This is a genomic window from Pseudomonas sp. B10(2017) (assembly GCF_002113295.1).
Classification (GTDB): Bacteria; Pseudomonadota; Gammaproteobacteria; order Pseudomonadales; family Pseudomonadaceae; genus Aquipseudomonas; species Aquipseudomonas pudica.
The window spans coordinates 105769-129279 of sequence record NZ_NEJU01000015.1 but is presented as its reverse complement, the minus strand read 5'-3'; the positions used below and the strand labels follow the sequence as shown (position 1 = coordinate 129279).

At 62.2% G+C, this 23511-nt stretch carries 19 protein-coding genes; 7 read left to right on the top strand and 12 right to left on the bottom strand.

All coding sequences use genetic code 11. The features are described from left to right. Positions 1-25 precede the first annotated feature (25 nt). Positions 26-709 carry a DNA repair protein RecO gene (gene recO / locus CAF92_RS18500; protein ID WP_085601583.1) on the top strand — a complete coding sequence of 228 codons (684 nt, stop codon included), beginning with the start codon at positions 26-28 and terminating at the stop codon, positions 707-709. 61 nt (positions 710-770) lie between these two features. Next, positions 771-1493: a pyridoxine 5'-phosphate synthase gene (gene pdxJ, locus CAF92_RS18495; protein ID WP_153670549.1), complete on the top strand. Its 723-nt coding sequence runs from the start codon at positions 771-773 to the stop codon at positions 1491-1493. Between the two features lie 127 nt (positions 1494-1620). Here the strand turns inward: pdxJ and CAF92_RS18490 are convergent, their stop codons facing one another. Next, on the bottom strand, positions 1621-3003 hold the full coding sequence (locus CAF92_RS18490) for a heavy metal sensor histidine kinase (RefSeq protein ID WP_085601582.1): 1383 nt from the start codon (positions 3001-3003) through the stop codon (positions 1621-1623). Next, the gene (locus CAF92_RS18485; protein WP_046614840.1) at positions 3000-3674 is read right to left on the bottom strand and encodes a heavy metal response regulator transcription factor; all 675 of its coding nucleotides are present in this window, start codon (positions 3672-3674) and stop codon (positions 3000-3002) included. Before CAF92_RS18485 ends, CAF92_RS18490 begins: the two co-directional genes overlap by 4 nt. Before the next feature lie 339 nt (positions 3675-4013). Between CAF92_RS18485 and CAF92_RS18480 the strand changes: the two genes are divergently transcribed. After that, a complete protein-coding gene (locus CAF92_RS18480) occupies positions 4014-4217 on the top strand; it encodes a hypothetical protein (RefSeq protein WP_085601581.1) in 204 nt (67 codons plus the stop codon). 68 nt (positions 4218-4285) lie between these two features. Here CAF92_RS18480 and cmoB read toward each other — a convergent pair whose 3' ends face one another. Both cmoB and cmoA read right to left on the bottom strand, forming a co-directional pair. After that, a complete protein-coding gene (gene cmoB / locus CAF92_RS18475; RefSeq protein WP_085601580.1) occupies positions 4286-5242 on the bottom strand; it encodes a tRNA 5-methoxyuridine(34)/uridine 5-oxyacetic acid(34) synthase CmoB in 957 nt (318 codons plus the stop codon). After that, positions 5239-5982, bottom strand: a complete 744-nt coding sequence (cmoA, locus tag CAF92_RS18470; RefSeq protein ID WP_085601579.1) for a carboxy-S-adenosyl-L-methionine synthase CmoA — start codon at positions 5980-5982, stop codon at positions 5239-5241. Before cmoA ends, cmoB begins: the two co-directional genes overlap by 4 nt. 214 nt (positions 5983-6196) lie before the next feature. On the opposite strand from cmoA, the gene CAF92_RS18465 reads away from it, so the two are divergent. Together CAF92_RS18465 and CAF92_RS18460 are read left to right on the top strand one after the other, a co-directional pair. Continuing rightward, positions 6197-7387 (top strand): alpha-xenorhabdolysin family binary toxin subunit A, encoded by a 1191-nt coding sequence (locus CAF92_RS18465; RefSeq protein WP_085601578.1) that lies wholly within the window; start codon positions 6197-6199, stop codon positions 7385-7387. A gap of 1 nt (position 7388) precedes the next feature. Further along, a complete protein-coding gene (locus tag CAF92_RS18460) occupies positions 7389-8324 on the top strand; it encodes an alpha-xenorhabdolysin family binary toxin subunit B (RefSeq protein WP_085601577.1) in 936 nt (311 codons plus the stop codon). Positions 8325-8330: 6 nt separating this feature from the next. Here the strand turns inward: CAF92_RS18460 and CAF92_RS18455 are convergent, their stop codons facing one another. The 5 genes from CAF92_RS18455 to CAF92_RS18435 all read right to left on the bottom strand — a co-directional run bounded on the left by CAF92_RS18455 (position 8331) and on the right by CAF92_RS18435 (position 17690). Further along, a complete protein-coding gene (locus CAF92_RS18455) occupies positions 8331-8720 on the bottom strand; it encodes a protease inhibitor I42 family protein (RefSeq protein ID WP_085601576.1) in 390 nt (129 codons plus the stop codon). A gap of 170 nt (positions 8721-8890) precedes the next feature. Continuing rightward, positions 8891-11311 carry an endopeptidase La gene (gene lon / locus CAF92_RS18450; RefSeq protein WP_085601575.1) on the bottom strand — a complete coding sequence of 807 codons (2421 nt, stop codon included), beginning with the start codon at positions 11309-11311 and terminating at the stop codon, positions 8891-8893. Positions 11312-11548: 237 nt separating this feature from the next. Then, a complete protein-coding gene (locus tag CAF92_RS18445; protein WP_085601574.1) occupies positions 11549-13960 on the bottom strand; it encodes a glucose/quinate/shikimate family membrane-bound PQQ-dependent dehydrogenase in 2412 nt (803 codons plus the stop codon). 29 nt (positions 13961-13989) lie between these two features. Next, positions 13990-15324, bottom strand: a complete 1335-nt coding sequence (locus CAF92_RS18440) for a carbohydrate porin (RefSeq protein ID WP_085601573.1) — start codon at positions 15322-15324, stop codon at positions 13990-13992. A 320-nt stretch (positions 15325-15644) separates the two neighbouring features. Continuing rightward, positions 15645-17690 carry a TonB-dependent receptor gene (locus CAF92_RS18435; RefSeq protein WP_085601572.1) on the bottom strand — a complete coding sequence of 682 codons (2046 nt, stop codon included), beginning with the start codon at positions 17688-17690 and terminating at the stop codon, positions 15645-15647. A 165-nt stretch (positions 17691-17855) separates the two neighbouring features. Between CAF92_RS18435 and CAF92_RS18430 the strand changes: the two genes are divergently transcribed. Beyond that, a complete protein-coding gene (locus CAF92_RS18430; protein ID WP_003252112.1) occupies positions 17856-18077 on the top strand; it encodes a VF530 family DNA-binding protein in 222 nt (73 codons plus the stop codon). A 1-nt stretch (position 18078) separates the two neighbouring features. Beyond that, on the top strand, positions 18079-18714 hold the full coding sequence (locus CAF92_RS18425) for a Pr6Pr family membrane protein (RefSeq protein WP_085601571.1): 636 nt from the start codon (positions 18079-18081) through the stop codon (positions 18712-18714). Positions 18715-18833: 119 nt separating this feature from the next. Here the strand turns inward: CAF92_RS18425 and CAF92_RS18420 are convergent, their stop codons facing one another. From CAF92_RS18420 to CAF92_RS18410, 3 genes are all read right to left on the bottom strand, one after another. Further along, positions 18834-19595 carry a siderophore-interacting protein gene (locus CAF92_RS18420; protein WP_046614773.1) on the bottom strand — a complete coding sequence of 254 codons (762 nt, stop codon included), beginning with the start codon at positions 19593-19595 and terminating at the stop codon, positions 18834-18836. After that, entirely contained in the window at positions 19588-20133 is a 546-nt protein-coding gene (locus CAF92_RS18415) for a PadR family transcriptional regulator (RefSeq protein WP_085601570.1), read from the bottom strand. The genes CAF92_RS18420 and CAF92_RS18415 overlap by 8 nt, the downstream gene beginning before the upstream one ends. Before the next feature lie 89 nt (positions 20134-20222). Then, on the bottom strand, positions 20223-23372 hold the full coding sequence (locus CAF92_RS18410; RefSeq protein WP_046614771.1) for a transglycosylase domain-containing protein: 3150 nt from the start codon (positions 23370-23372) through the stop codon (positions 20223-20225). Positions 23373-23511: the final 139 nt, after the last annotated feature.

Sequence of the window (23511 nt, the reverse complement as noted above, 5' to 3'; positions counted from 1 at the left end):
GCAACCCCTGGGGCACGTATTTTCCATGGAACAACCTGTCGGCCAGCCAGCCTACGTGCTGCACAGCCGTGCCTACAAAGAAACCAGTGCGCTGGTGGACTTCTTCACCCCGCAAGGGCGCATGCGCGCCGTGCTGCGCCGTGCGCGTGGCAAGGGTGGCAGCCTGGTGCGGCCGTTCGTGCCGCTGGAGCTGGAACTGCGTGGGCGTGGCGAGCTGAAGAATGTCGGTCGCATGGACAGTGCCGGCATCGCCGGCTGGCTGCATGGCGATGCCCTGTTCAGCGGGTTGTACCTCAACGAACTGCTCATGCGCCTGCTGCCAGCCGAAGCGCCTTTTCCGGCGCTGTTCGAACACTACACCCTGACCTTGCAAGCCTTGGCCGCCGGTCGCCCGCTGGAGCCGCTGCTGCGCTCCTTCGAATGGCGGCTGTTGGACGAGCTCGGTTATGCGTTTTCGTTGCACCACGACGTCAATGACCAGCCGATCGCGGCCGATGGCCTGTACCGCTTGCGAGTGGACGCCGGCCTGGAGCGGGTCGAGCTGGTGCAACCAGGGCTGTTCCGCGGCAGTGAACTGGCGGCCCTGGCCGAAGCCGACTGGGATGCCCCAGGTGCCTTGCTCGCTGCCAAGCGCCTGATGCGCCAGGCACTGGCGGTTCATCTGGGGGCAAAACCGCTGGTCAGCCGGGAACTGTTTCGCAAGCGCTGATCACGACGTATGCTGTGGGGCTCAATCTTCAGGAGAGCCTTTCGTGACTCACAGCAACCGCATGCTTCTCGGCGTAAACATCGACCACGTGGCGACCCTGCGCCAGGCCCGGGGCACGCGTTACCCTGATCCGGTCAAGGCTGCCCTGGATGCCGAGGAAGCAGGCGCCGATGGTATTACCGTGCACCTGCGTGAAGACCGCCGGCACATCCAGGAGCGTGACGTGGTTCTGCTCAAGGATGTACTGCAGACCCGCATGAACTTCGAGATGGGCGTCACCGAAGAGATGATGGCCTTTGCCGAGAAGATCCGCCCGGCGCATATCTGCCTGGTACCCGAAACACGTCAGGAACTGACCACCGAAGGCGGCCTGGACGTGGCGGGCCAGGAAGCACGGATCAAGGCTGCGGTTGAGCGCCTTTCGCGTACCGGTGCTGAAGTGTCGCTGTTCATCGATGCCGACGAGCGGCAGATCGAGGCATCGCGTCGCGTTGGCGCGCCTGCCATCGAGCTGCACACCGGGCGTTACGCCGATGCCGAAACCCCGACCGAAGTGGCCGAGGAACTCAAGCGTATCGTCGATGGCGTGGCGTTTGGCGTGGGGCAGGGGCTGATCGTCAATGCCGGTCACGGGCTGCATTACCACAACGTCGAGGCGGTAGCGGCAATCAAAGGCATCAATGAGCTGAACATCGGCCATGCGCTGGTGGCGCATGCGCTGTTCGTCGGCTTCAAGGCCGCAGTGGCCGAGATGAAGGCGCTGATCGTGGCGGCTTCGCGCTAACCGCTGGTCGCCTGTACCGGCCTCTTCGCGGGTAAACCCGCTCCCACAGGTACCCTACGGGCCTGAGGCGTGTGCGATCCCCTGTGGGAGCGGGTTTACCCGCGAAGAGGCCGGCACAGGCAGCCGATCAATCGGCAGGAAACACCAGGGTAAACCGAGTAGGTCCCAAGGGGCTGCTGCTGACCTCGACCCGCCCACCATGCAACTGCATGATCGATTTCACGATCGCCAGCCCCAACCCGGTCCCTCCCTCGAGCCGCGAGCGCCCCGAGCCCACCCGGTAAAAACGTTCGAACAAGCGCGACTGGTGTTCTTCAGCAATACCAGGCCCCTGGTTTTCCACCGAAAGCCGAACTTCGCTGCCCATGCGCTCGATACGCAGTTCCACAGGATTGTCATCGGGGCAGTGCCGAATAGCATTGCTCAACAGGTTCGACAGTGCCCGCTGAAACATCAGCCGATCTCCCTGCGCCGTCCCCCAGCCATGCACACGTAACTCAACCCCTTTCAGCTCGGCACTGAGCGCAAACAACTCGACAACCCGCGCCGTCTCGTCGGCTAATGCCATGGGCTTGAGCGCGACCTGGGCCTGGGGTTGGCCGACCTGGGCGAGGAACAGCATGTCATTGATGATGCGGTTGAGCCGGGTCAGTTCTTCGACGCTGTCTTCCAGCACTTCCCGGTAATTCGCGTTGTCCCGTTCGCGGGCCAGCGTCACTTGCGCCTTGCCCATCAGATTGCTCAACGGTGTGCGCAGTTCATGGGCCAGATCATCGGAGAACTGCGACAGCTGGCTGACGCCCTGATCGAGGCGGTCGAGCATCACGTTGATGCTGCTGGCCAGCTCTGCCAGTTCCAGCGGCAGGCCGCTAGCGGGCAGGCGATGTTGCAGGTCCTGGGCCGACACTCGCCCGGCAATGCGCCGGAAGTGCCGCAGTGGCTTCAGGCCGCGCTGCATCAGCCACCAGGCTCCGGCCCCGATCAGTAACAGCAGCAGCGGCAGCGCGAGCAAGGTGGAGTGCAGGTAGGCCTGCAGCAGGGCGTTGTCGTCGGCGCGGTTGAGCGACATCATTACCTTGACCGGGGTGTCGTCGCGCAGGCGCATCAGCCGGGTCACGGTGAGTATCTGGTTGCCATTGCTGTCGCGCCACGCATGAAAGGCCAGGCGGGCACCAGTGCGCAGCTCGCCTACCTGCGATTCCAGCGCTGGCCCCAGGCTGAGCAGGTGCGGGTGGCGGCCTTCGAGGGCCAGCACGCTGAGGCTGAGGTTATCGTGCCCCATCACCAGGTCGAGCAAGGGATGGGCGCGGCTGCCCAGATCTTCGCTACGCAGGTCGACGCGCAGGTTGTGCTCGACCTGCAGCATCTTGCGCGCCAGGTCCTTGCGTGCTCGGCTGTCCAGTTCGTGATCGAGGGCGAACACGGCAAGGCAGGCCAGCAGCAGCACCAGTGCGGCGCCCATCAGCGTCACGCTCAAACCCAGGCGCAGTGACAGGCTCGCGTTTTTCAAAAGCGTGCCTCGAGCACGTAGCCGACGCCACGTAGGGTATGGATCAGCTTGTTGTCGAACGGGTCGTCGATCTTTGCCCGCAGGCGCCGGATCGAAACCTCGACCACATTGGTGTCGCAGTCGAAGTTCATGTCCCACACCAGCGAGATGATCTGAGTGCGCGACAGCACCTCGCCGGTCTGGCGCATCAACAGGTGCAGCAGGGCGAATTCCTTGGCGGTGAGGTCGATACGCTGGCCGGCGCGGTAGGCGCGGTGGCGGCCGGGGTCCAGCTCCAGATCGGCGACGCGCAGAGTGCTGGGCTGCAATTGCTGGTCGTTACGGCGCAGCAGGCTGCGGATGCGGGCCAGCAGTTCCGGGAACTCGAAAGGTTTGAGCAGGTAATCGTCGGCACCCAGGTCCAGGCCCTTGACCCGGTCTGCCAGACGGCCGTGGGCGGTAAGCATCATGATGCGCGTGGCCGATTCAGCGCGTAGCCGCTGCAGTACGGTCCAGCCATCGAGTTCGGGCAGGTTGACGTCGAGGATGACCAGGTCGTACGGCTGCTGGCGTGCCAGGTGCAGGCCATCTGTGCCGGTGTGGGAGCAGTCGACCACGTAGCCGTTCTCGCGCAGGCCCTGTTGCAGGTAGTCGGCTGTACGCAGTTCGTCCTCGATGATCAGTAGGCGCATGGGTGGGCTCGGTGTGATGAAAGGGGGCGATTCTCGACCCTGTAGTGGCATCAGGGTCAAGGCGCAGGATGTTACGGCATGAGTAAGGGCGTGCGGCGCAGATAACGGATTTGTAATGCTGCTGTTATCTGGTTGTCTGTTCGCCGGCAAGCCAGCTCCCACAGGTACTGCACAGTTTTCAAGACCTGTGGTGATCCTGTGGGAGCTGGCTTGCCGGCGATAGGGCCCGAACAGGTAAAACAAGGCCACATTGCAAGACTGTAATCCCCGCCTCACCTTGCCGTTAGCCAGCCCTCGCTAGGATGGCGCTGTCTGATCGGTTATCACGAGGCAACCACGATGAACCTGACCAAATACCTGCTGTTGGCCACCATTGCCCTGGGCAGCGCCAGTGTTTACGCCGAGGGTGGCGTGGAACGTTCGAAACGATTCTGGCAAGCGTTCCGCGAAGACCAGCAGCGCCTGCATGGCGACAAGCAACAGGCCGTTGCCGAGCGTGAGCGCAAAGGGCAGGAAAAGGCCCGCGAGTTGGCCAAGGATTGAGTGACAGCACCTGCGCCGTGACAGCTCCTCGGCGCAGGTGTATTCAGGCGCCCATCCGGGCGCCTTTTTTATTTGCGCGCCAGCAGGGTGGCGCGGCGAGGGGCCGGCAGGCCTTCGATGGTCTTGCTGTGGTCGTTCGGGTCAAGGAAGTCGCCCAGTGACTGGTAGCGCATCCACTCGGTGCTGCGCTGTTCCTCGACGCTGGTCACGCTTACGTCGACGCAACGCACCTCACTGAAACCGGCACGGCGCAACCAGCGTTCCAGTGCCGGCACCGACGGCAGGTACCAGACGTTGCGCATCTGTGCATAGCGGTCCTCAGGTACCAGCACCTGGTTTTCGTCACCCTCGATCACCAGGGTTTCCAGCACCAGTTCCCCGCCCTTGACCAGGCAGTCCTTGAGCGCCAGCAGGTGTTCGATGGGCGAGCGACGGTGATAGAACACCCCCATGGAAAACACCGTGTCGAAACCTTCGAGATTGGCCGGCAGGTCTTCCAGGGCGAAGGGCAGGTGCCAGGCGGGCAGCTCTGGCAGGTATTGCTGGACGGCCTGGAACTGGCAAAAGAACAACCAGTTGGGATCGACGCCAATCACCATGTCGGCACCGGCACCGAGCATGCGCCACTGGTAGTAACCGTTGCCGCAGCCCACGTCGAGCACGCGCTTGCCCTTGAGATCCAGGTGCGGGCCGACCCGGGACCATTTCCAGTCCGAACGCCATTCGGTGTCCACATGCACGCCGAACAGGTCGAATGGCCCTTTGCGCCAAGGCGACAGGCCCATCAGTGCCTGGCGCATCTGCGCACGGGTGGCATCGTCGCAATCGCAGTCCAGGCGCAGCCCATTGACCAGGTCGATTTCGCTCGGTTGCAGGGCGGGCAGGGCTTCCAGCGCACCGCGCCAACGGTCGAGGTCACCGTGGCCCTTTTCCAGCTTGGCTTCCAGTTGCGCTTGCAGGCCTTGCGACCAGGAAGCCAGAGGCGTACCCGCCAGGCGGCGGACGAGGGGGGACAGATCGATCATGGGAGGGCAATCAAAGAGGCGAAGTTAAGACATTGGAACCAGGGCACCACCTTCGAGAAGCCGGCTGAGCGCAGGCGCGCCTGGTGGGCTTCGAGGGTGTCGGGCCTCATAACGTTCTCGATGGCGCTGCGCTTCTGGGCAATTTCCAGTTCGCTGTAGCCATTGGCACGTTTGAAGTCCAGGTGCAGCTCATTGAGCAGGTCCTGCTGTTCATGATCGGCGAAGCGCAGTTTTTCCGAGAGGATCAGCGCACCACCGGACAACAGTGCCTGGCGAATACGGCTGAGCAGCTCCAGGCGCTGGTCGGGGGCGATGAATTGCAGGGTGAAGTTCATCGCCACCACCGAGGCGGGCTCAAAGGGCAGGGCCAGGATGTCGGCTTCCAGCACCTGCACCGGCAGCAGTTCCTGGAACATCGAGTCCTGGGCGGTGAGGTACTGGCGGCAACGCTCGACCATCGCCGTGGAGTTGTCCACGGCGATCACCCGGCAGCCGTCACTGCGCACATGGCGGCGCAGAGACTGGGTAACGGCACCCAGCGACGCACCCAGGTCGTACAGCGCGGTGTGCGGCTGGGCAAAGCGCGCGGCCAGCACGCCGAGGTTCTCGACGATGGTCGGGTAGCCCGGTACCGAGCGCTTGATCATGTCCGGGAACACACGCACCACATCCTCGTTGAAGACGAAGTCGGGCACTTGCTCCAGGGGCTGGGCGAAAAGGCGGTCGGGTTGTTTGCTCACGGCGGGCTCGATACAGGGTGAAACGGAGGCGCATTTTAGCCAAAGGCCACGCGTCTTGCCATGGCAATGCTTCAGGAGCGCCGGACGGTTACCCCAGACTAAAGCGAAGTTTCCCACATCGTTACTTTATCAAAGCGACAGTATCGAGACTGGAGAACAAACAAAATTCAAGTGCATGAATTTGCATGCTGTTGTCAATATCTTGAGGTGAGTAATGGCTGTCGCAACTGACCAGGAAAAGTACACCGTAGATGAAATGGATCCACTTAGCAAAGTTAAAGTGCTGCCGAAGCGCTATTTCGAGTTCCTTGGAAGCCGATTGAGCAATGGTCAGCAAGCAGGCAGCTTGTTGACTGCGGAGAATCTGAAAGCAATAAAGAGGTATGCCAATGTGGTGAACCATTTGCCGCGTACCTTGGGTCAGGTCGAAAAGGAAGTTGATTATGCAGCCTTGAGGCTGGACGCTTCACTTGTGTATGAGCTTTATCGTGCGTTACATAGGCATATCGATGTATGGGACGAGCTCGAACGAAGCATCAAGCAGCTGGGCCCGGAAATTGAACTGTTTGCCGAAAGCCTGGTACTGCGTGGCAGCACGCTATTGAACAATCTGGAAAACAGTGATGTGTTTCTAGCGATCAAGAGCTCCAGGGCCGAACAGGGTGACGACGTATATACCACGGCGTTGAGTGAAGATGAGCAGGCACAGCTAAGCAGAGTACTGGCACCTGGTATTACCGAATTGGTAAGGGAGATCGAAGGCACTCGGCGCCGGATCGAAGAAGTCGATACCCGCGCCAATTGGTTCAATGGTGAAATCAAACGCGAGATCAAGCCTCGCCTGGGGCGTTTGATCACGCATTTCGACGAAAAGGCCTCCAGTGAAGTCGTCATGCAAAAGCGGCAGCAACTCGATGAATGGGATGAAAAGATCGATCAGCTGGCGTCCGATTATTCTGCCAACGTGGGCTATGCATTCACCGGGCTTTTGTTCGGACCGATTGGTGTAGCCGTGACCGGAGGCGTTTTCGGTTCCAAAGCCGAAAGCATTCGGGCAGAAAAGAATGCGCTGATCGAGAAGCGTGATGAGCTGGCGAAAGAAATGGCCAAACTCTTGCCGGCCCTTCAGGACTTCGAGCGTATCTCAACCTTGGTCAGGGATCTGCAGTTCAGGTGCAAGGACCTGTCATCCGCAACCCGGCGTCTGGCGGACCTCTGGTTGTTCATGGCCTCATACGCCAATAACTCGGTAAACGAAGCAAAAGAGTTGAAGGACATAATGCAGCTGGAGGCGTTCGTTCATGATTTTTCGGAAGTCATCAGACCTTGGGGGAAAATAGGGAGCATCTGCCACACCTTGTCTGAACTGTTTGATGAACTCGTTGAAGAGTATGAGGATGCCTGACATGGACGTAGTAGATATCAAAGCCGCTGTGCCCGACTTCGTACGCATGCAGCAAGTGCAAGATCAGATATTCAGTCTTGAAGACGCATGGGGCATGAAAGTGCTCCCGCGGGCGCGTGAGCAACTTGGTGAGTTACGAGTGCTGTTGCTGGCAGTCGAGCGTTCTTTCAAGGAGAGCCTGATAGGCGCTATCGTGTTGTTGGAGGATCGGCAGTTTGTTTCAAGCCAACCAGGTGCTGAGACCCACCACAGGTTGGCAACCGTTCTGAACCGTCTGAGTCAGCTTCACTCGGTATTGGTCAGGCAAAATCAGCGTCTGGAACTCTTCTCGTTAGCCGCCTTGATCGAGGCATTGCCAGAACTGGAAAGCCGTGTCGACCTGCATAGGCAGCAAGTAGTGGCGTTCGATGAGCGTTTGGCTCAATTGCGGCAAAAACAGGCAGATATTGTTGCGGCTCTAGAGGTATTGGAAAAGCCTTCTGTTGCCAGTGCCTTGAAGGGGTTGATACCGAACGATGATGAGATTGACCAGATAATCGGCCTGATTACGGATCCGAAAATCGATACGAGTGTGCTCAAGGCGGCAACGAAAAAGCTGCACAAGCATGCTGATGTGCTGGAAGGTGTCAAGACATTCAGTGACTTGAGTAACGCCCGCAGCCGGCTTGATGCAAGAATCGAGGGGGCACTGAATGACCGGCGGCATGTTCAGCATACCTTGGAAAGCGCCCTGGATGAGCGCGATGCTGTCAAGGCATTGGCCGGGGTCGAGCCACTGAAGAATGAGTGGCTGCAAGAGCTTCGCAAGTTGGAGCTGCAGTGGCAGGCTCAAGCTGCAAAGCTCGACCCGACGATGGCTTTGCCGGATGGCACGGCCGCGTTGCAAGATCTCTGCGAGTACCTGAAAGTGGTTCAGATGGCATATGACCGCAGCTGACTGCACTTAACGGACGATAACTTTGCATTCAAAGGTCTGCACCGGGGCGACGTCTTTGGCCCAGGGTTGCTGGTAAATCAGCAGCAACTGGGATGTGCCGACACTGCTGGCCTTGTAGCGCCAGGTAGAGACACCAGCGCTGCCGACCATGTCTTCCTCGGGGGCGTTGTACACCTCCGGGCCGAGGCTTTTCAGCACGTTCGAGGCGGGGTTCTCGACGCGCCAGCGGTAGCCGGTGGATGGATTGCTGGGCAAGCTCAGGGTCAGTACCTGGCCAACCTGCAGGCGTGTCGGGCATTCGCTTTCGGCGTCCAGTTCGACGGGTTGCGTAGGCTGCTGGGCGCAGGCGGAAATCAGGGCGAAGCTCAGGGGAACGAGCAGACGAGGGGCGGTCATGTTGGCTCCGGAGGCTGACGATGGCCTGAGGATAACCGATGATCGAGGAGATTTGTGTTGCCTGTGCCGGCCTCTTCGCGGGCTTGCCCGCTCCCACAGGTATTGCACAGTATTTGAAAACTGTGATTTCCCTGTGGGAGCGGGCAAGCCCGCGAAGGGGCCGGAGCAGCTCAGAACAGGACTTTGGCCACGTCGGCGAAGCGCTTGGCGAAATGCACGGTCAGGCCTTCGCGCAGGTAGTCCGGCAGTTCTTCATAGTCCCCACGGTTGGGCTCCGGCAGGATCAACTCGAAGATCTTCTGCCGCCGCGCCGCAATCACCTTCTCACGCACACCGCCAATCGGCAGTACCTGCCCGGTCAGGGTCAGCTCGCCGGTCATGGCCACGCCCTTCTTCGGCGCCTGGTCTCGGGCCAGCGACAGCAGGGCGCTGGCCATGGTGATGCCGGCACTCGGGCCGTCCTTGGGCGTGGCGCCTTCGGGCACGTGCAGATGAATGAACGCTTCGTTGAAGAAACCTGGGTCACCACCAAACTGCTTGAGGTTGGAACTGACGTAGCTATAAGCGATTTCGGCCGACTCTTTCATCACATCACCCAGCTTGCCGGTCAGCTTGAAGCCGCGGTTGAGGGTGTGGATGCGGGTGGCTTCGATCGGCAGCGTGGCGCCGCCCATGCTGGTCCAGGCCAGGCCGGTGATCACGCCTTTGCCGGTCAGCACCTGCTCGCTGCGGAACACGGGCATGCCTAGCGCGGTTTCAAGGTCCTTGGCGCCTATCTTCAATTTGGCTTCGGGGGTCTCCAGCAGCTTGACCACGGCCTTGCGCACCAGCTTGCCCAGTTGTTTCTCCAGCTGGCGCACTCCGGCTTCGCGCGCGTAGCCTTCGATTACCGCGCGCAGGGCACTGTCGCTGATGCCGAGGCTGGTCTTGGCCACGCCGGCCTTTTCCAGCTGCTTGGGCCACAGGTGGCGCTTGGCGATGGCCAATTTCTCTTCGGTGATGTAGCCGGACAGACGAATCACTTCCATGCGGTCGAGCAATGGCCCGGGGATAGAGTCCAGGGTGTTGGCGGTGCACACGAACAATACCTTGGACAAGTCCAGGCGCAGGTCGAGGTAGTGGTCGAGGAAGTCGACGTTCTGCTCCGGGTCCAGGGTTTCCAGCAGCGCTGAAGCCGGGTCGCCCTGGTAGCTCTGGCCCATCTTGTCGATCTCGTCGAGCATGATCACCGGGTTCATCACTTCGACGTCCTTCAGGGCCTGCACCAGCTTGCCGGGTTGGGCGCCGATGTACGTGCGGCGGTGGCCCTTGATTTCGGCCTCGTCACGCATGCCGCCGACACTGAAGCGGTAGAACGGCCGGCCGAGCGATTCGGCGATGGATTTGCCGATGCTGGTCTTGCCTACCCCGGGCGGGCCCACCAACAGCACGATCGAGCCGCTGATCTCGCCTTTCCAGGCGCCCACGGCGAGAAATTCGAGTATGCGTTCCTTGATGTCGTCGAGGCCGGCGTGGTGCTGGTCGAGGACCTTGCGCGCGTGCTTGAGGTCGAGCTTGTCCTTGCCGTAAACACCCCAGGGCAGGGCGGTGGCCCAGTCCAGGTAGTTGCGGGTGACGGCGTATTCGGGCGAGCCGGTTTCGAGAATGGCCAGCTTGCCCATTTCTTCGTCGATGCGCTTGCGCGCCTGGTCCGGCAGGGTCTTGCCTTCGAGGCGCTGCTCGAACTGCTCGAGGTCGGCGCTGCGGTCGTCCTTGGTCAGGCCCAGCTCCTGCTGGATGACCTTGAGCTGTTCCTTGAGGAAGAACTCGCGCTGGTGCTCGCCGATCTGCCGGTTGACCTCGGCCGAGATCTCGTTCTGCAGGCGCGCGACCTCGACTTCCTTGCGCAGCATCGGCAGGACCTTTTCCATGCGCTTTAGCATGGGGACGCAGTCGAGCACTTCCTGCAACTGGTTGCCGGTGGCCGAGGTGAGTGCGGCGGCGAAGTCGGTGAGTGGCGACGGGTCGTTGGGGCTGAAGCGGTTGAGATAGTTCTTCAGCTCTTCGCTGTACAGCGGGTTGAGTGGCAGCAGTTCCTTGATCGCGTTGATCAGTGCCATGCCGTATGCCTTGACCTCGTCGGTCGGCTCGGCGGGCTGGCGCGGGTACTCGACCTCGACGAGGTACGGCGGGCGGTGGTGCTTGAGCCAGGTACGGATGCGTACCCGGGTAAGACCCTGGGCGACGAACTGCAGTTTGCCGTTTTCGCGGCTGGCGTGGTGCACCTTCACCAGCGTGCCGTACTGCGGCAGCGCAGAGGTATCGAAGTGGCGGTGGTCCTCTGGCGGGGTATCCATGAAGAACAGGGCCAGGCTGTGGTCTGGCGACTTGGCCACCAGGTCGAGGGTTTCTGCCCAAGGTTCTTCATTGACGATGACCGGCAGCACCTGGGCCGGGAAGAATGGACGGTTGTGGATCGGGATCACGTAGACCTTGTCCGGCAGTTGCTGGCCGGGCAGGGCGAGGGCGTGGCCGGTTTCGGCCTGGGGAGTGGTGTGTTCGACTTCGCTGTGTTCGTCGGGATGTTCCGGGAAATCCTGCTGGTCGCTCATGGGGCACCTGCGTGAATGACTATGGTGCTTAGATGGGGCGCGGGGGGATGGGTTTCAATGGTAGATGATGGCAGGAGGGAAGGGGATCTTTGGTGGCCTGTTCCGGCCCTATCGCCGGCAAGCCAGCTCCCACTGGTGACCCACTGCTTTCAAGGCTAGTGAAGTACCTGGGGGAGCTGGCTTGCCGGCGATGAGGCAAGTACAGCGGGTGAGCCCCGCTGGCGGGGCTCGGCAGCTTTACTCAGCCAGTTTGTAGGCGATGATGTAGTCGCCCATCCTGGTGCCCAGCGAGCCATGCCCGCCGGCAGTCACCAGCACGTACTGCTTGCCATCCTTGCCGGTGTAGGTCATCGGCGTGGCCTGGCCACCCGCGGGCAGGCGGGCTTTCCAGAGTTCCTTGCCGTTGTTCACATCATAGGCGCGCAGGTACTGGTCCAGGGTGCCGCTGAGGAAGCCGACGCCACCAGCGGTGACGATCGAACCGCCCATGCTCGGTACGCCAACCGGCAGGCCGATCGGCACTGGGGTGCTGTCGCGGGTGGTGCCATTCTTGTGCTTCCACACCACTTTGTTGGTGAACAGGTCGATGGCGGCGACATAGCCCCAGGCCGGGGCCTGGCACGGGACGCCCAGTGGCGACATGAACGGGTGCATGGTCACCGCGTACGGCGCGCCGGTATTCGGCTGCACGCCGCTGGTCTCGCTTTCGCGCTTGCTGCCCTCGGCCACCTGCTCACGCGGGATCATCTTCGACACGAAGGCCATGTAGTTTGGCGAGGTGAACAGCAATTGGCGCACCGGGTCGACCGACACGCTACCCCAGTTGAACACACCTACGTTGCCGGGGTAGACCAGCGACCCTTGCTCGGACGGCGGAGTGTATTGGCCTTCGTAACGCAGTTCGCGGAACTGGATGCGGCACAGCATCTGGTCGAACGGCGTTGCGCCCCACATGGCCTGTTCGGTCAGCTCGGGGCCGAGCAGGTTCAGGTCGGAGCGGGCCTGGGTCGGCGAGGTGTGGTCGCCCTTCACCGCACCTTGAGGGGTGGGGATCTCACGGATCGGCACGATCGGCGTGCCGTCGCGGCGGTCGAGTACGTACAGGCTGCCTTGCTTGGTCGGCACGATGATAGCCGGCTTCACGCCATCGTCGGTCTTCAGGTGGACCAGGGTCGGCTGGCTGCCGACATCCATGTCCCACAGGTCGTGGTGGGTGAACTGGTAGTTCCAGCGAGCCTTGCCGGTGGCAAGGTCGAGGGCGACCACGCCGGCGCTGTACTTTTCGGCACCCGGTGTGCGGTTTGCGCCCCACTGGTCCGGGGTCTGGTTGCCCAGTGGCAGGTAGATCATGCCGAGGTCTTCATCGACGCTGGCGATCGACCACATGTTGGCCGAGTTGCGGCTGTACATCTTGCCGGGAGCCAGTGGCTTGGTGTCGTCCGGGTTGTTGCTGTCCCAGTTCCACACCAGGTGGCCATCGTGCACATCGTACGCACGGATCACGCCGGATGGCTCGTTGGTCGACTCGTTATCGGTGACATGGCCACCGATGATCACCAGGTCACGGGTGATCGCGGCTGGCGAGGTGGAGTAGTAGCCACCAGCGGTGAACGGGCCGATGCCGGTAGTAAGGTCGATCACGCCCTGGTTGGCGAAGCCTTCGCAGACCTTGCCGTTATCGGCATTGATGGCGATCAGGCGGGCGTCTGCAGTCGGCAGGTAGAGACGACGAGGGCAGGCCTGGGCCACGGCCTGGCCGGCGTCGGTGATTTTCGGAGCCGGGCTGCCGTCGCGGCTGACGTAGCGGTTTTCGTCGTAGTACGAAACGCCGCGGCAAGTCATGTGGGCAAAGCCTTTGAAGGTGCCGACCGGGCTCTTGACCTGCGGGTCGTAGCGCCAGATTTCCGCGCCGGTGTCCGGGTCCAGGGCCAGCAAGCGGCTGTGCGCGGTGCAGGCATAGAGCATGCCGTTGACCTTAAGCGGGGTGTTCTGGTTGGTCAGCTCCACCGGGTCGTTTTCGGTCGGCAGGTCACCGGTACGGATGCGCCATGCCTCTTCCAGGCGGTAGGCGTTCTGCGGGGTGATCTGGCGCAATGGCGAATAGCGGTCGCCGTGCTCGGTGCGGCCGTAGGCTTGCCATTCACCGTCGGGCATGGCCGGGGCAGCGCTGGCCATTTCGCTGCTGTCGCGGCCCAGTTCGCCGAACACTTCACCGGGGTGGGTGAACTGGCTGCCCAGGGCGCAGGCGCCCGAAGCGACCACTGCAACGCCGAGCAGCGCAGTGTTGGCCTTGCTGGCCGGGCCGATCAGTGGACGACGCGCCCAGGGCAGCAGCAGGACCACGCCGATGGCAAACCAGATGGCCAGGCGTGGCACCAGTTGCCACCAATCCAGGCCCACTTCGAGCAGGGCCCACACGGTGCTGCCCAGCAGTACCAGGCCGTACAGGCCCAGGGCGAGGCGGCGCTGAGCCAGCAGCAGGATGCCCGACAGGGCAAAGCCGATACCGGCGATCAGGTAGTACAGCGATCCGCCCAGCTGGCTCAGCTTGATGCCGCCGGCCAGCAGGGCCAGGCCCATCAGCAACAGCAGCGCGCCGATCAGGCGCGGTAGCCAGCGGCTTCCATTGTTGGCACCTTCAGTGCTCATCGTAGGTTCTCCGTCAGGTCAAAAAGGGGTTAGAAACTGCTCTGGATCTTCAAGCCGCCGATCAGGGCGCCATCGACCTGCGACACCCCGCCCGGGTGGCGGATGTACTGCAGGTTGGGGCGGACCGTGAGCCAGTCGGCCAGGTGAATGCCGTAGTACAGCTCGGCGCTGTATTCGGTGTCCTGCACCGGCAGGAAGCCTGGATTGTCATAGTCGTCGGTGCCAATGGCCTGGTTGGCCAGGCGCGCATTCTTGCGATAGGCAGGGTTGACGTGCACACGGGCCAGGGCGAAACCGATGTCGTCCTTGGCGCGGGCGTCGAAGGGCCCTTTGTATACCACTCCTGCCTGCACATAGTTGTCGATGGCATTGGTCTTCTTGTCGTGCATCGTGGCGTTGGCGAACAGGCTCAGGCCACGCGACTGGTCGGACGCCAGCGAAGTCACCTGCTGCTGGGCGCCGAGCCACAAGCCGTGCTTGCTCGAACTGCTGCGGTAGGCGGCGCCGCTGAGCGCTGCGGGCTGGCCGTTGCTGTCCTTGAGAACATCCTGTGCCTTGGCATTACTGTAGTAGTAGCCGGCGCGATATTCCCCTTTCAGACCATTGACCTGTGGGCTCCATACCAGTTCTATCGGCATTACCGCGCCTTGGGTGCCGCTGCCGCTGAGCTTGAAGCCGTTGCCTGACTCCAGGTTGGAGGGGTTCTGCTCGAACACGCCGACCTGGGCGTACAGCGCATTGCTGAGGTTGTAGCGCACGCGCAGGGCCCACTGGCTGACCGGCCAGTTGTACCAGATGCCGCCTACCCAATTGCCTACCTGCGAACCGCAGAAGGCCAGGTTCTGGAAGTCGCAGGGGAAGCTGTTGAAGTCCTCGCCTTCGCCGAAACGGCCGAATTTCACATCCAGTGCGCCATCGAAGTACTTCTGCTTGATCCACATCTGCGTCAGCCGCCAGGTTTCGCCACGGCCCCATACCTCCTGGGCCGAAGTGAAGCCGCCGACACGCGGGTCGTTGATGCGGTCGTTGCTGATGTTGTCGCCGTGACGCTCGGTGATGGTCAGCTGGAATTCGGTGTCGTGCCAGCCAAGGATCTTCTCCAGGTCCAGGTGGCTGCCGAAGGTGAACTGGTCGCTGTAGCGCGCTGTGCGGTCGTGGTCGAAGCCACCATGCAGGTTGCTGCCCATCTCGCCGGTGTAGCCGAGGGTGAAGTCGTAGCCTTTTTCCAGCAGTTCGCTGCGGGTGCCACCCCAGTCGCCGAGCATCCACGGGGATCCTTTGGCGAACATTTCGCTGGCGTCAGTGGGGGCCGCCAGGGCGCTGAGTGCAAGGCCGATGTAACAGGTTTTGGGCAGTTGGAACATGAGATAGCGCTATCTTTTGATTATTGAATAAACGGCAAGCGCATCGAAGGGCGAGCCCTTCAATGGATATGGCAACAAGATGGTTTCGATGAAGCGATTCAGCTTGCGGCGGGGAGGATATAGGGGAAGTTGTAAGAAAAAAAGACAAATTGTCGCAGTGGATTGTTGTTCGACAGGTAACAATTGGCTGCAGAGGGGGCTGCTTTGCAGCCCAATCGTCGGCAAGCCAGCTCCCACAGGATCGCGTTGCAGGTGAGGCAGAAGCAATACCGGTGGGAGCTGGCTTGCCGGCGAAAGGGGCGCGAAGCGCCCCCGCAATTTCAGAAAGTGGTACGCAGCCCCACTTCCACACTGCGTCCCGGCGCTGGGGCGATATCGCGCAGGATCGAACTGGCATAGCGCACGGTTTGGTCAGTCAGGTTCTCGCCGCGCACAAACGCCAGCCATTGGCTCTGGCCAACTTCGAAGCGGTAGCCAACGCTGGCCCCCAGCGTGGTGTAGCCATCGGTACTGGTTTCGTTGGCCGGTTTGCGATGCTGCGACGCAGCATGCTGCACATCGACCCGCGCCTGCCAGCGGTCCAGTTCCCAGACCAGGCCGCTGTTCAGGCGCAGCGGGGCGATGCGTGGCAGCGGCTCGCCACTGTCGAGGTTCTTCGCCCGGGTGTAGTCACCGGAGAGCTCGAGGGCAAAGCTGCCATAACGGTTCTCGGCCAGTTGCCAGCGGTCCTGGGCCTCGATGCCATAGAAGCGCGCACGCACGCCCTGGTACTGGTATTCCGGGAAACCGTCATGGTCGTGATCGTGGTCATGGTCGTCTTCGCCATGGTCGTGGTCATGCCCCTCGCGAATGTTGCCGGTGCCGATCAGGCCGATGTAGTTGCGGAAGTGACTGTAGAACACCCCGACACTGCCCTTGTGGGTGCCGTTGTCGAAACGCAGGGCCAGGTCGGCGGAAATGGCTTTTTCCTTGTTCAGGCTGGCATCGCCAACCTCGAAGGCTCCAGTGGCCACGTGGGCACCATTTGCATACAGCTCGTAGAAGGTCGGGGCGCGCTCGGTGTAGCCGAGGTTGGCGGCCAGCGACCAGATCGGGTCGAGCTGGTACACCGCCCCGGAAGACAGGCTGAAGGCATTGAAGCTGCTGGCGCTGTCAGCGTCGGCGAAGTTTTCGTTGCCTTTGGCATCCGGGTCGACCCGGGTGTGCTCCATGCGTGCGCCCAGGCTCAGGTTCAGGCGCTCGGTGGCTTGCCACTGCTCCAGCATGAACAGCGCCAGGCTGTCGGTGTCGGTGTGCGGGACGAAGGCTTCCTCGCCCAAGGCGGAGAACTCGTTGCGGCTGACCTGAGCGCCGATCACGCCTTCTACCGGTCCGAGCGGTTGGTGGCGGGCTTCGATACGTGCCTCATAGCCCTTGTTCCTGAAGGTGGTGTGGACCTCGCCTTCTTCGATTTCACGGTGCTCGTAGTCGGTGTAACCGGCATCGACCTTGACCGAAGTGAACGGGCCGTCCAGGTCACGCAGCTCAGAGGCGAAGGCGTAGTGGTCCTGCTTCATGTCCAGGCGCACACCCGGCTCGGCCACCGAGCCATAGTTGCTGTCGTAACGGCTATACGACAGGCCGGCGTAACCGTGGTCCCAATGGTAGGCACCACCCACGGCGCCACCGTCCTGGCGGCCGTCGCTGTTTTCCAGGCGGTGCTTGCTACCGGGTTCGTCGGCGTCGCGCACCTTGGAACTGCGCGCGTAACCGGGGATGCGCAGGTCGTTGAACTGGCGGCTGTTGGCATCCAGGTGCAGGGCGAAGGTACCGTTGCCGGCCTCCAGCTTGCCTGCGCTGCTGCGGGTGGTATCGGCGCCGCCGTAGCGCAGTTCACCGGCACCTTGAATGCCCTCGATGGGAGCATCCGGGATTCGATTGTCGAAGGTATTGACCACGCCGCCGATGGCGTTGCCGCCGTAGAGCAGGGCAGCCGGGCCACGGACGATCTCGACGCGGTCAACGGTCACCGGGTCCAGCGGCACGGCGTGGTCGTAGGACAGCGATGAAGCATCCAGGGCGCCGACGCCATTGCGCAGGATGCGAATGCGGTCGCCATCCAGGCCACGAATTACCGGGCGACTGGCGCCTGGGCCGAACCAGGTGGAGGCGACGCCGGGCTGCTTGTTCAGGGTTTCACCAAGGCTGCCGTGCTGCTGTTGCAGCAGGTTGTCGCCTTCGAGCACGGTACTGGGGGCGGCCAGTTGGGCGTTGCCCAAAGGGTTGGCGGTGATGACCTGGGGATCGAGTTCCACGGCGTGGCTGGGTGATGCGGCCAGCCACAGCGCGATGGCGAGGGGAGAGAGGCGAAGCGGTGTGTACAGCATGGGGATGGGGCGTTCCTTGGCAGATGCTTTTGTATTGTTACAATATAACATCTCTATTTCAGCACAGAGTTTTTGCGCCTGGCCAGCGGTTTTTCTGTCGACTCACCTGATCCCACCCACCACTACACTCGTGTAAGGTGCGCATCTTTCATACGGAGCACTGGCATGAGCACGGCCCAACACAATGCGCTGCACGGCAAGACCCTCGAACAGATCCTCACCGAGCTGGTGGCGCACTACCAATGGCAGGGCCTGGCCGAGCGCATCGATGTGCGCTGCTTCAAGAGCAACCCGACCATCAAGTCGAGCCTGACCTTCCTGCGCAAGACGCCGTGGGCACGGGAAAAGGTCGAGCAGCTGTACGTGAAGCTGCAGCGCCAGGCCTGACATGCCGCGCCGTCCCTGGCTGACCGGCATGGCCGTGCTGGGCTGGTTCGGCCTGACTGTGCAGGTGTATCTGGTGCTACTGGCGCGCTGGCAGGAGCAGGCCAGCCTGGTGGGTGGCCTGATCAATGTGTTTGGGTATTTCACCGTGTTGACCAATACCCTGGTGGCAACGGTGCTCAGTTATGCGGCGTTTGGCCGGGAAGGCGGTGCCAAACGTTTTTTCCTGTCGCCTGCGGTGAGTTCCGCAGTAGCCGCCAGCATCGTGCTGGTGGCATTGGCCTACAGCGTGCTGTTGCGTCACTTGTGGCAACCGCAGGGCTGGCAATGGCTGGCGGACGAGTTGCTGCACGATGTGATGCCCGTGCTATATGCCTTGTACTGGTGGTGCGAAGTGCCCAAGGGCAGGTTGCGGCTATGGCATCTGCTGGCCTGGGCGGTGTACCCGGCGGCGTATTTTGCCTACGCGCTGTGGCGGGGGAGCGAGATTGGTGTGTATGCCTACCCGTTCATCGATGTGGCGAGCCTGGGGTATGGGCAGGTATTGCTCAATGCCCTGGGGGTGTTGGCGGGGTTCTGGGGGATTGGGCTGGTGTTGCTGGGGCTGGACAGGTGGCGGGGGCTGCACAGGTTGGCTTGACCTGCACTGGCCCTATCGCCGGCAAGCCAGCTCCCACAGGAATTGCGCAGCCCTTGAACGCTGCGGGGTACCTGTGGGAGCTGGCTTGCCGGCGACAGGGCCGGGGCAGCAATAATCAATCACTCGTCGTCCGCAGTCCCGTCGGCACGCCAGTAGGCCACAGCCTTGAGCGCATCCTCAGGCAAACCTTTCTCCAGCAACAGTGCCTTGGCCTGCCGGGTCAGGGCTTTTTCCAGTGCCACCCAGCCAAACAACCGGCCTTGCGGCAAGGTCAGGTTCTTCACCAGCGCCAGCAAGTCATCCTGTTGGCGACGTACCCAGATCACCTCCACCTGCGCCTTGCTTGGCAGTGGCTGGCGTTCCTGCTCGTCTTCGATCTGGATAACCGCCAGTACCTGGCGGCCCGCTGGCAACTCCTCCAGGCGGCGGCCAATGGCCGGGATGGCGGTTTCGTCGCCGATCAGCAGGTAGCTGTCGAAGATGTCCGGCACCACCATCGAAGCCCGCGGCCCGGCGATGTCCAGGGTTTGCCCGGGGGCCGCCTGGGCGGCCCAGGTGGATGCAGGGCCATCGCCGTGCAGCACGAAGTCGATATCCAGCTCATTGGCCACCAGATCGATGCGCCGTGGCGTGTATTCGCGCATGGTAGGCCGCGCGCCACCCTCTCGACCCAGATTACGAGCCTCGATGGCCTGCTGTTGCTCCGGCGTTTCGGCGAACAGCAGTTTGATGTGGTCGTCGCTGCCCACGCTGGTGAAGCCCTGCAGCTCGGCTCCCCCGAGGGTGATGCGGCGCATGCGTGGGGTCAGTTCGGTGACCCGCAGCACCTGCAGGCGGCGTTGGCGGATTTCGTGGTTCACGCGGTGAATGGTGTCACTCATGGGGTGTCTCCCTGACAGGTTCGGTCGGCCCGGAGGCGATGGCCTTTGCGGTGTGGTTGAGCAGGTCGCGGACCCGCTCGATTTCTTCCGGTGTCCAGCGGCCACTGTGCATGTGCAGCGCGTGGCGCAGGTTACCGACCGCTTCATGAATCTCTGGTGGGCGGTCGTGGCCACGCAGGGCGCGCTTGCTGACTTCGATGCGCATGCGCACGCCGTCCAGTGCTACGGCCTGTTCGGCCAGGGCGGTGCGGCCGGCTTCGGTAATGGCATAGAGGCGTTTGCTGCCCTGCACCTGGCCGCTTATCAGCTCGGCCTCTTCCAGGAAGTTGAGGGTGGGGTATATCACCCCGGGGCTTGGGCTGTAGCTGCCGTCGAACAGGTTTTCGATCTGTCGGATCAGGTCGTAGCCGTGGCCTGGCTGCTCGGCGAGCAGAGCCAGCATCAGCAGCTTGAGGTCGCCGGGTGCGAAGACGCGAGGGCCGCGTTCGCCACGACCTGGGCGCCGCTCGAAGGGGTCATGGGGGGTATGTTCGCGCATGGGGGCAGGGCTCCGTCGTTTGCGATATATCGTAAGATATTACTCAAGATATATCTGAAGACAAGCCCTCAATTGCAGATGATTATCATCTAGTTGTTCGATGTGTCCTCTTGCGGCGTGGCTGTGTGCATGGCCACCTGCGGCGGCTTGCACTCGTTCGGATTGCCCGGTTGCAGGTACGGCATGAGAATCGGAGCCATGCCCTTGAGTACCTGCACTGGCAGCGCCGAGGTGAACTTGAAGGCCTCCGCAGAGCGCCCCGGCACGAACGCAGTCAAGGTGCCGAAGTGGTTGTCGCCCAGGAAGAACACGAAGGTGGCGGTACGGTTCAGCGAGCGTGAGCCGATCAGCCGGCCGCCGGCACCAAAGCTTTCGATTCGGTTGTCACCGGTACCGGTCTTGCCACCCATCACCAGTGGCGTGCCGTCCTGCAGTTTGAAACTGCCGGAAATACGCCGCGCGGTGCCGGCATCCACCACCTGCGACATGGCGCCTTTGAGGGCGCGCGCCACTTCGACCGGCAGAATTCGCACACCCCGGTCCGGGTCGGTGATCAGCTTGGTCTCGTAAGGCGTATTGGCCGCGAAGTGCAGGGTGTCGATCCGCAAGGTCGGCAGGCGCACGCCGTCGTTCTGGATGATGCCGACCAGTTCGGAGAGGGCGGCGGGGCGGTCGCCCGAGCTGCCGATGGCGGTGGCCAGGGAGGGTACCAGGTGGTCGAATGGATAGCCCACGCGCTTCCAGCGCTGGTGAATGTCGAGGAACGCTTCGATCTCGACCATGGTGCGAATGCGGCTGTCACGGGCGCCCTGATGGCGGCTCTTGAACAGCCAGCCGTAAACCTCCTGGCGCTCGAAGCGGCTGGCATTGACCATTTCGGTCAAGGTTGAACCGGGGTTCTTAAGCAGGTAACCCAGCAGCCAAAGGTCCAGCGGGTGGACCTTGGCGATATAGCCCTGGTCGGGCAGGTCGTACTTGCCAGGGCCATAGGCGTCGTACATCTCCGACAGGCGGCCATCGGTCAGTTTGCCCAGGACGATCTTGTCACCCTTGAGGTGGGCGCGGACGAAGGCGTTGAAAGTTTCCTGGCCAGCCTCGGGGAACAGGTAGCGGTGCACGGCCGCCAACCGTTGTGGGGTCACGCGCATGCTGTCGAGGAAGGTGTCCAGGCGCTGCTGCGAGGTCTTGCGCTGGTATTTCTTCCAGAAGCGCATCAGGTAGTTGGTGCCTTCCTTGTCGGCGAAACGGGCCAGGTATTCCTGGCGGCGCGGGTCGGAGTCGTCCTTGAGCAGCGGTACGCGGTTGTACGGCTGCTGGTAGGTCACGTAGCGCACCAGGTCGCGCATCAGGCGGATGAACGGAAGGTTGATCGACTCGCGCAATGCATCCTTGAGGGTTGGATTGCGGCTGTTGTCTTCCTTGCGGAAGTTGTTGAACACATGCATGCCGCCACCGGTGAAGAAGGCTTCGCCGGTGTTGGCCGAATACTTGCGTTCCAGCGCCGCATCGAGCATCGCGTCCAGGCTCTGGTTCTTGCTGTTCTGCGCCAGCCATTCCAGCGACCACTGGCTGATACGGTCAAGTTCGGCGACTTCGACTTTCTTCAATTCGGCGGCAGGCTTGCCGGCGTACTTGTCGTGCAGCTCGGCGATGATCTCCAGGTAGGTGGTGAGCACCCGCAACTTGGCGGTGGAGCCCAGCTCCAGCTTGCTGCCCTCGTTGATGTCGAAGGGCTGATCGGTGCTGTCGGTCTGCACCCGCACCCGCGAGCCGTCGGCGGTGCGCTCGAACAGGGTGAAGCTGTAGCTCACCTGATCGGTGGTCTTGGCGGTGAGCAGGCGTTCGCCGATCAGGCCGATCTGCGCTGCAAATTCGGGGTCGGCAAGGTTTTTCAGGTATTGGCTGACCTGCAGCTGCAGGTCGGACTGCAGGGTACTGGTGGCCGAAACGTCGAGCCGGTCGAGGTCGTACAGGGGGCGGTTGAGCATGGCCGCCAGGCGGTTGCGTGCCAGGCTGATGCCCTTGTTGGTGACGATCGGCACGATGGTCGGTTGCGCCACCCAGTCGCGGTATACCGCCTTGCTGGCCAGTGCAGCGTCGGCCAGTGGCTGCTCGATGATCTTGTTGGCGGCCAGCACGCGGATGTGCGCGTCGGTCAGTTCGGCCAGTTCGAGCCGCCCTTTGGACAGATAGTGCGACGGCCGGCGCTGGGCAATCATCAGCGACAGCACCTGGCGCAGGGCCAGGCCGCGTGCGGCCATGCTCTCGGGGTCGCTGGCGGTGGAGTTCAGGGCCTGGTTGACCTGGTCGAAGTCGGCGCCGTACCACACCCGCAGCCCCTCGGCCATGCCATGTACTTCGCCATGCCCAGGCACTGCCGACAGCGGCACGCTGTTGAGGTAGTCCCGCACGATGCGCTGGCGTGCCTCCGTGGTGTCAGGGCCACCCTGGTAGGCACGCACGCTGGCGGAAATCATCTGGCGGATCTTCTCGGCGCCGGAAACGGTCAGGCCGTCTGGTGAATGGCGGTACTTTTCCAGCTGCGTGGCCAAGGTACTGCCGCCAGCGGACTGGCCGGGCAGGGCCAGGTACTTGGCCACCTGGCTGTAGGCGGCCTTGGCGAAGCGTGGCCAGTCCACGGCCGGGTTGTTGCGTGGGTCCTTGGTGTCGAGCAGGTCGCGGTTCTCGATGAACAGCAGGCTGTTGACGATCACCGGCGGGATCGCCGCAAAGTCCGGGTACAGGTGTTGCGGGTAGTTGTACTGGTACAGCATGTCGCCGCGGCAGTCGGTGATCGACAGGCCAGCCTGGATTTTCTCGATATAGGGGGCGAACAGCCCATGGTCGACGTAGTTCATCAACGCCGGCGAGAACCTCACCTGCTCGCTGATCAGGTAGTCGCGCTTGAGCAGGCGCGGCAGGAATTCGCCCAGGGCGCTGTAGCCCAGGCGTTTATCGAACGGCCCTTCGCCGGGGTACACGATGGCATCGCTGGGGCCTGGTTGCAGCGAATAGGTGAGGGTGCTGGCCAGCTTGCTGAATTCCCGCGACTGCAGGTTGGAGGTGCGGAATTCGTCATACGCAGCGAAGCCGATGGCCACCAGCGCCACCAGCAGGATGAGGATGATCAGCCGCCACCATAGCCGACGCTGACGGGGGGATTTGGGTTGTGGCGTCTCGGCCGGAGGTATCTCGGGTGCTTCCGTTCTGCTTGGTTCCGATTGCCACAGTGCGCCCATAGTCTTCTATCCGGCCAGGTATTTTCGTCTTGCTTGTCTGAAGCTTAGACGTTGAGCGGGTCAGGTGAAAAATTTGTAAGAGACGGGAAAGTGGCGTAGGGCTATGCGGCTTTGGTGTGGGTTTCTTCATACGGCGATG

Bases quoted from the DNA above. Each gene is read 5' to 3' on its own strand.
- CAF92_RS18455 (WP_085601576.1), bottom strand. From the start codon at position 8,720: ATGACCGCCCCTCGTCTGCTCGTTCCCCTGAGCTTCGCCCTGATTTCC.
- CAF92_RS18420 (WP_046614773.1), bottom strand. From the start codon at position 19,595: ATGAGTGACACCATTCACCGCGTGAACCACGAAATCCGCCAACGCCGC.
- pdxJ (WP_153670549.1), top strand. From the start codon at position 771: ATGCTTCTCGGCGTAAACATCGACCACGTGGCGACCCTGCGCCAGGCC.
- CAF92_RS18480 (WP_085601581.1), top strand. From the start codon at position 4,014: ATGAACCTGACCAAATACCTGCTGTTGGCCACCATTGCCCTGGGCAGC.
- CAF92_RS18440 (WP_085601573.1), bottom strand. From the start codon at position 15,324: ATGTTCCAACTGCCCAAAACCTGTTACATCGGCCTTGCACTCAGCGCC.
- CAF92_RS18410 (WP_046614771.1), bottom strand. From the start codon at position 23,372: ATGGGCGCACTGTGGCAATCGGAACCAAGCAGAACGGAAGCACCCGAG.
- cmoB (WP_085601580.1), bottom strand. From the start codon at position 5,242: ATGATCGATCTGTCCCCCCTCGTCCGCCGCCTGGCGGGTACGCCTCTG.
- lon (WP_085601575.1), bottom strand. From the start codon at position 11,311: ATGAGCGACCAGCAGGATTTCCCGGAACATCCCGACGAACACAGCGAA.
- CAF92_RS18460 (WP_085601577.1), top strand. From the start codon at position 7,389: ATGGACGTAGTAGATATCAAAGCCGCTGTGCCCGACTTCGTACGCATG.
- CAF92_RS18415 (WP_085601570.1), bottom strand. From the start codon at position 20,133: ATGCGCGAACATACCCCCCATGACCCCTTCGAGCGGCGCCCAGGTCGT.
- CAF92_RS18445 (WP_085601574.1), bottom strand. From the start codon at position 13,960: ATGAGCACTGAAGGTGCCAACAATGGAAGCCGCTGGCTACCGCGCCTG.
- CAF92_RS18465 (WP_085601578.1), top strand. From the start codon at position 6,197: ATGGCTGTCGCAACTGACCAGGAAAAGTACACCGTAGATGAAATGGAT.
- CAF92_RS18430 (WP_003252112.1), top strand. From the start codon at position 17,856: ATGAGCACGGCCCAACACAATGCGCTGCACGGCAAGACCCTCGAACAG.
- CAF92_RS18435 (WP_085601572.1), bottom strand. From the start codon at position 17,690: ATGCTGTACACACCGCTTCGCCTCTCTCCCCTCGCCATCGCGCTGTGG.
- CAF92_RS18485 (WP_046614840.1), bottom strand. From the start codon at position 3,674: ATGCGCCTACTGATCATCGAGGACGAACTGCGTACAGCCGACTACCTG.
- CAF92_RS18425 (WP_085601571.1), top strand. From the start codon at position 18,079: ATGCCGCGCCGTCCCTGGCTGACCGGCATGGCCGTGCTGGGCTGGTTC.
- recO (WP_085601583.1), top strand. From the start codon at position 26: ATGGAACAACCTGTCGGCCAGCCAGCCTACGTGCTGCACAGCCGTGCC.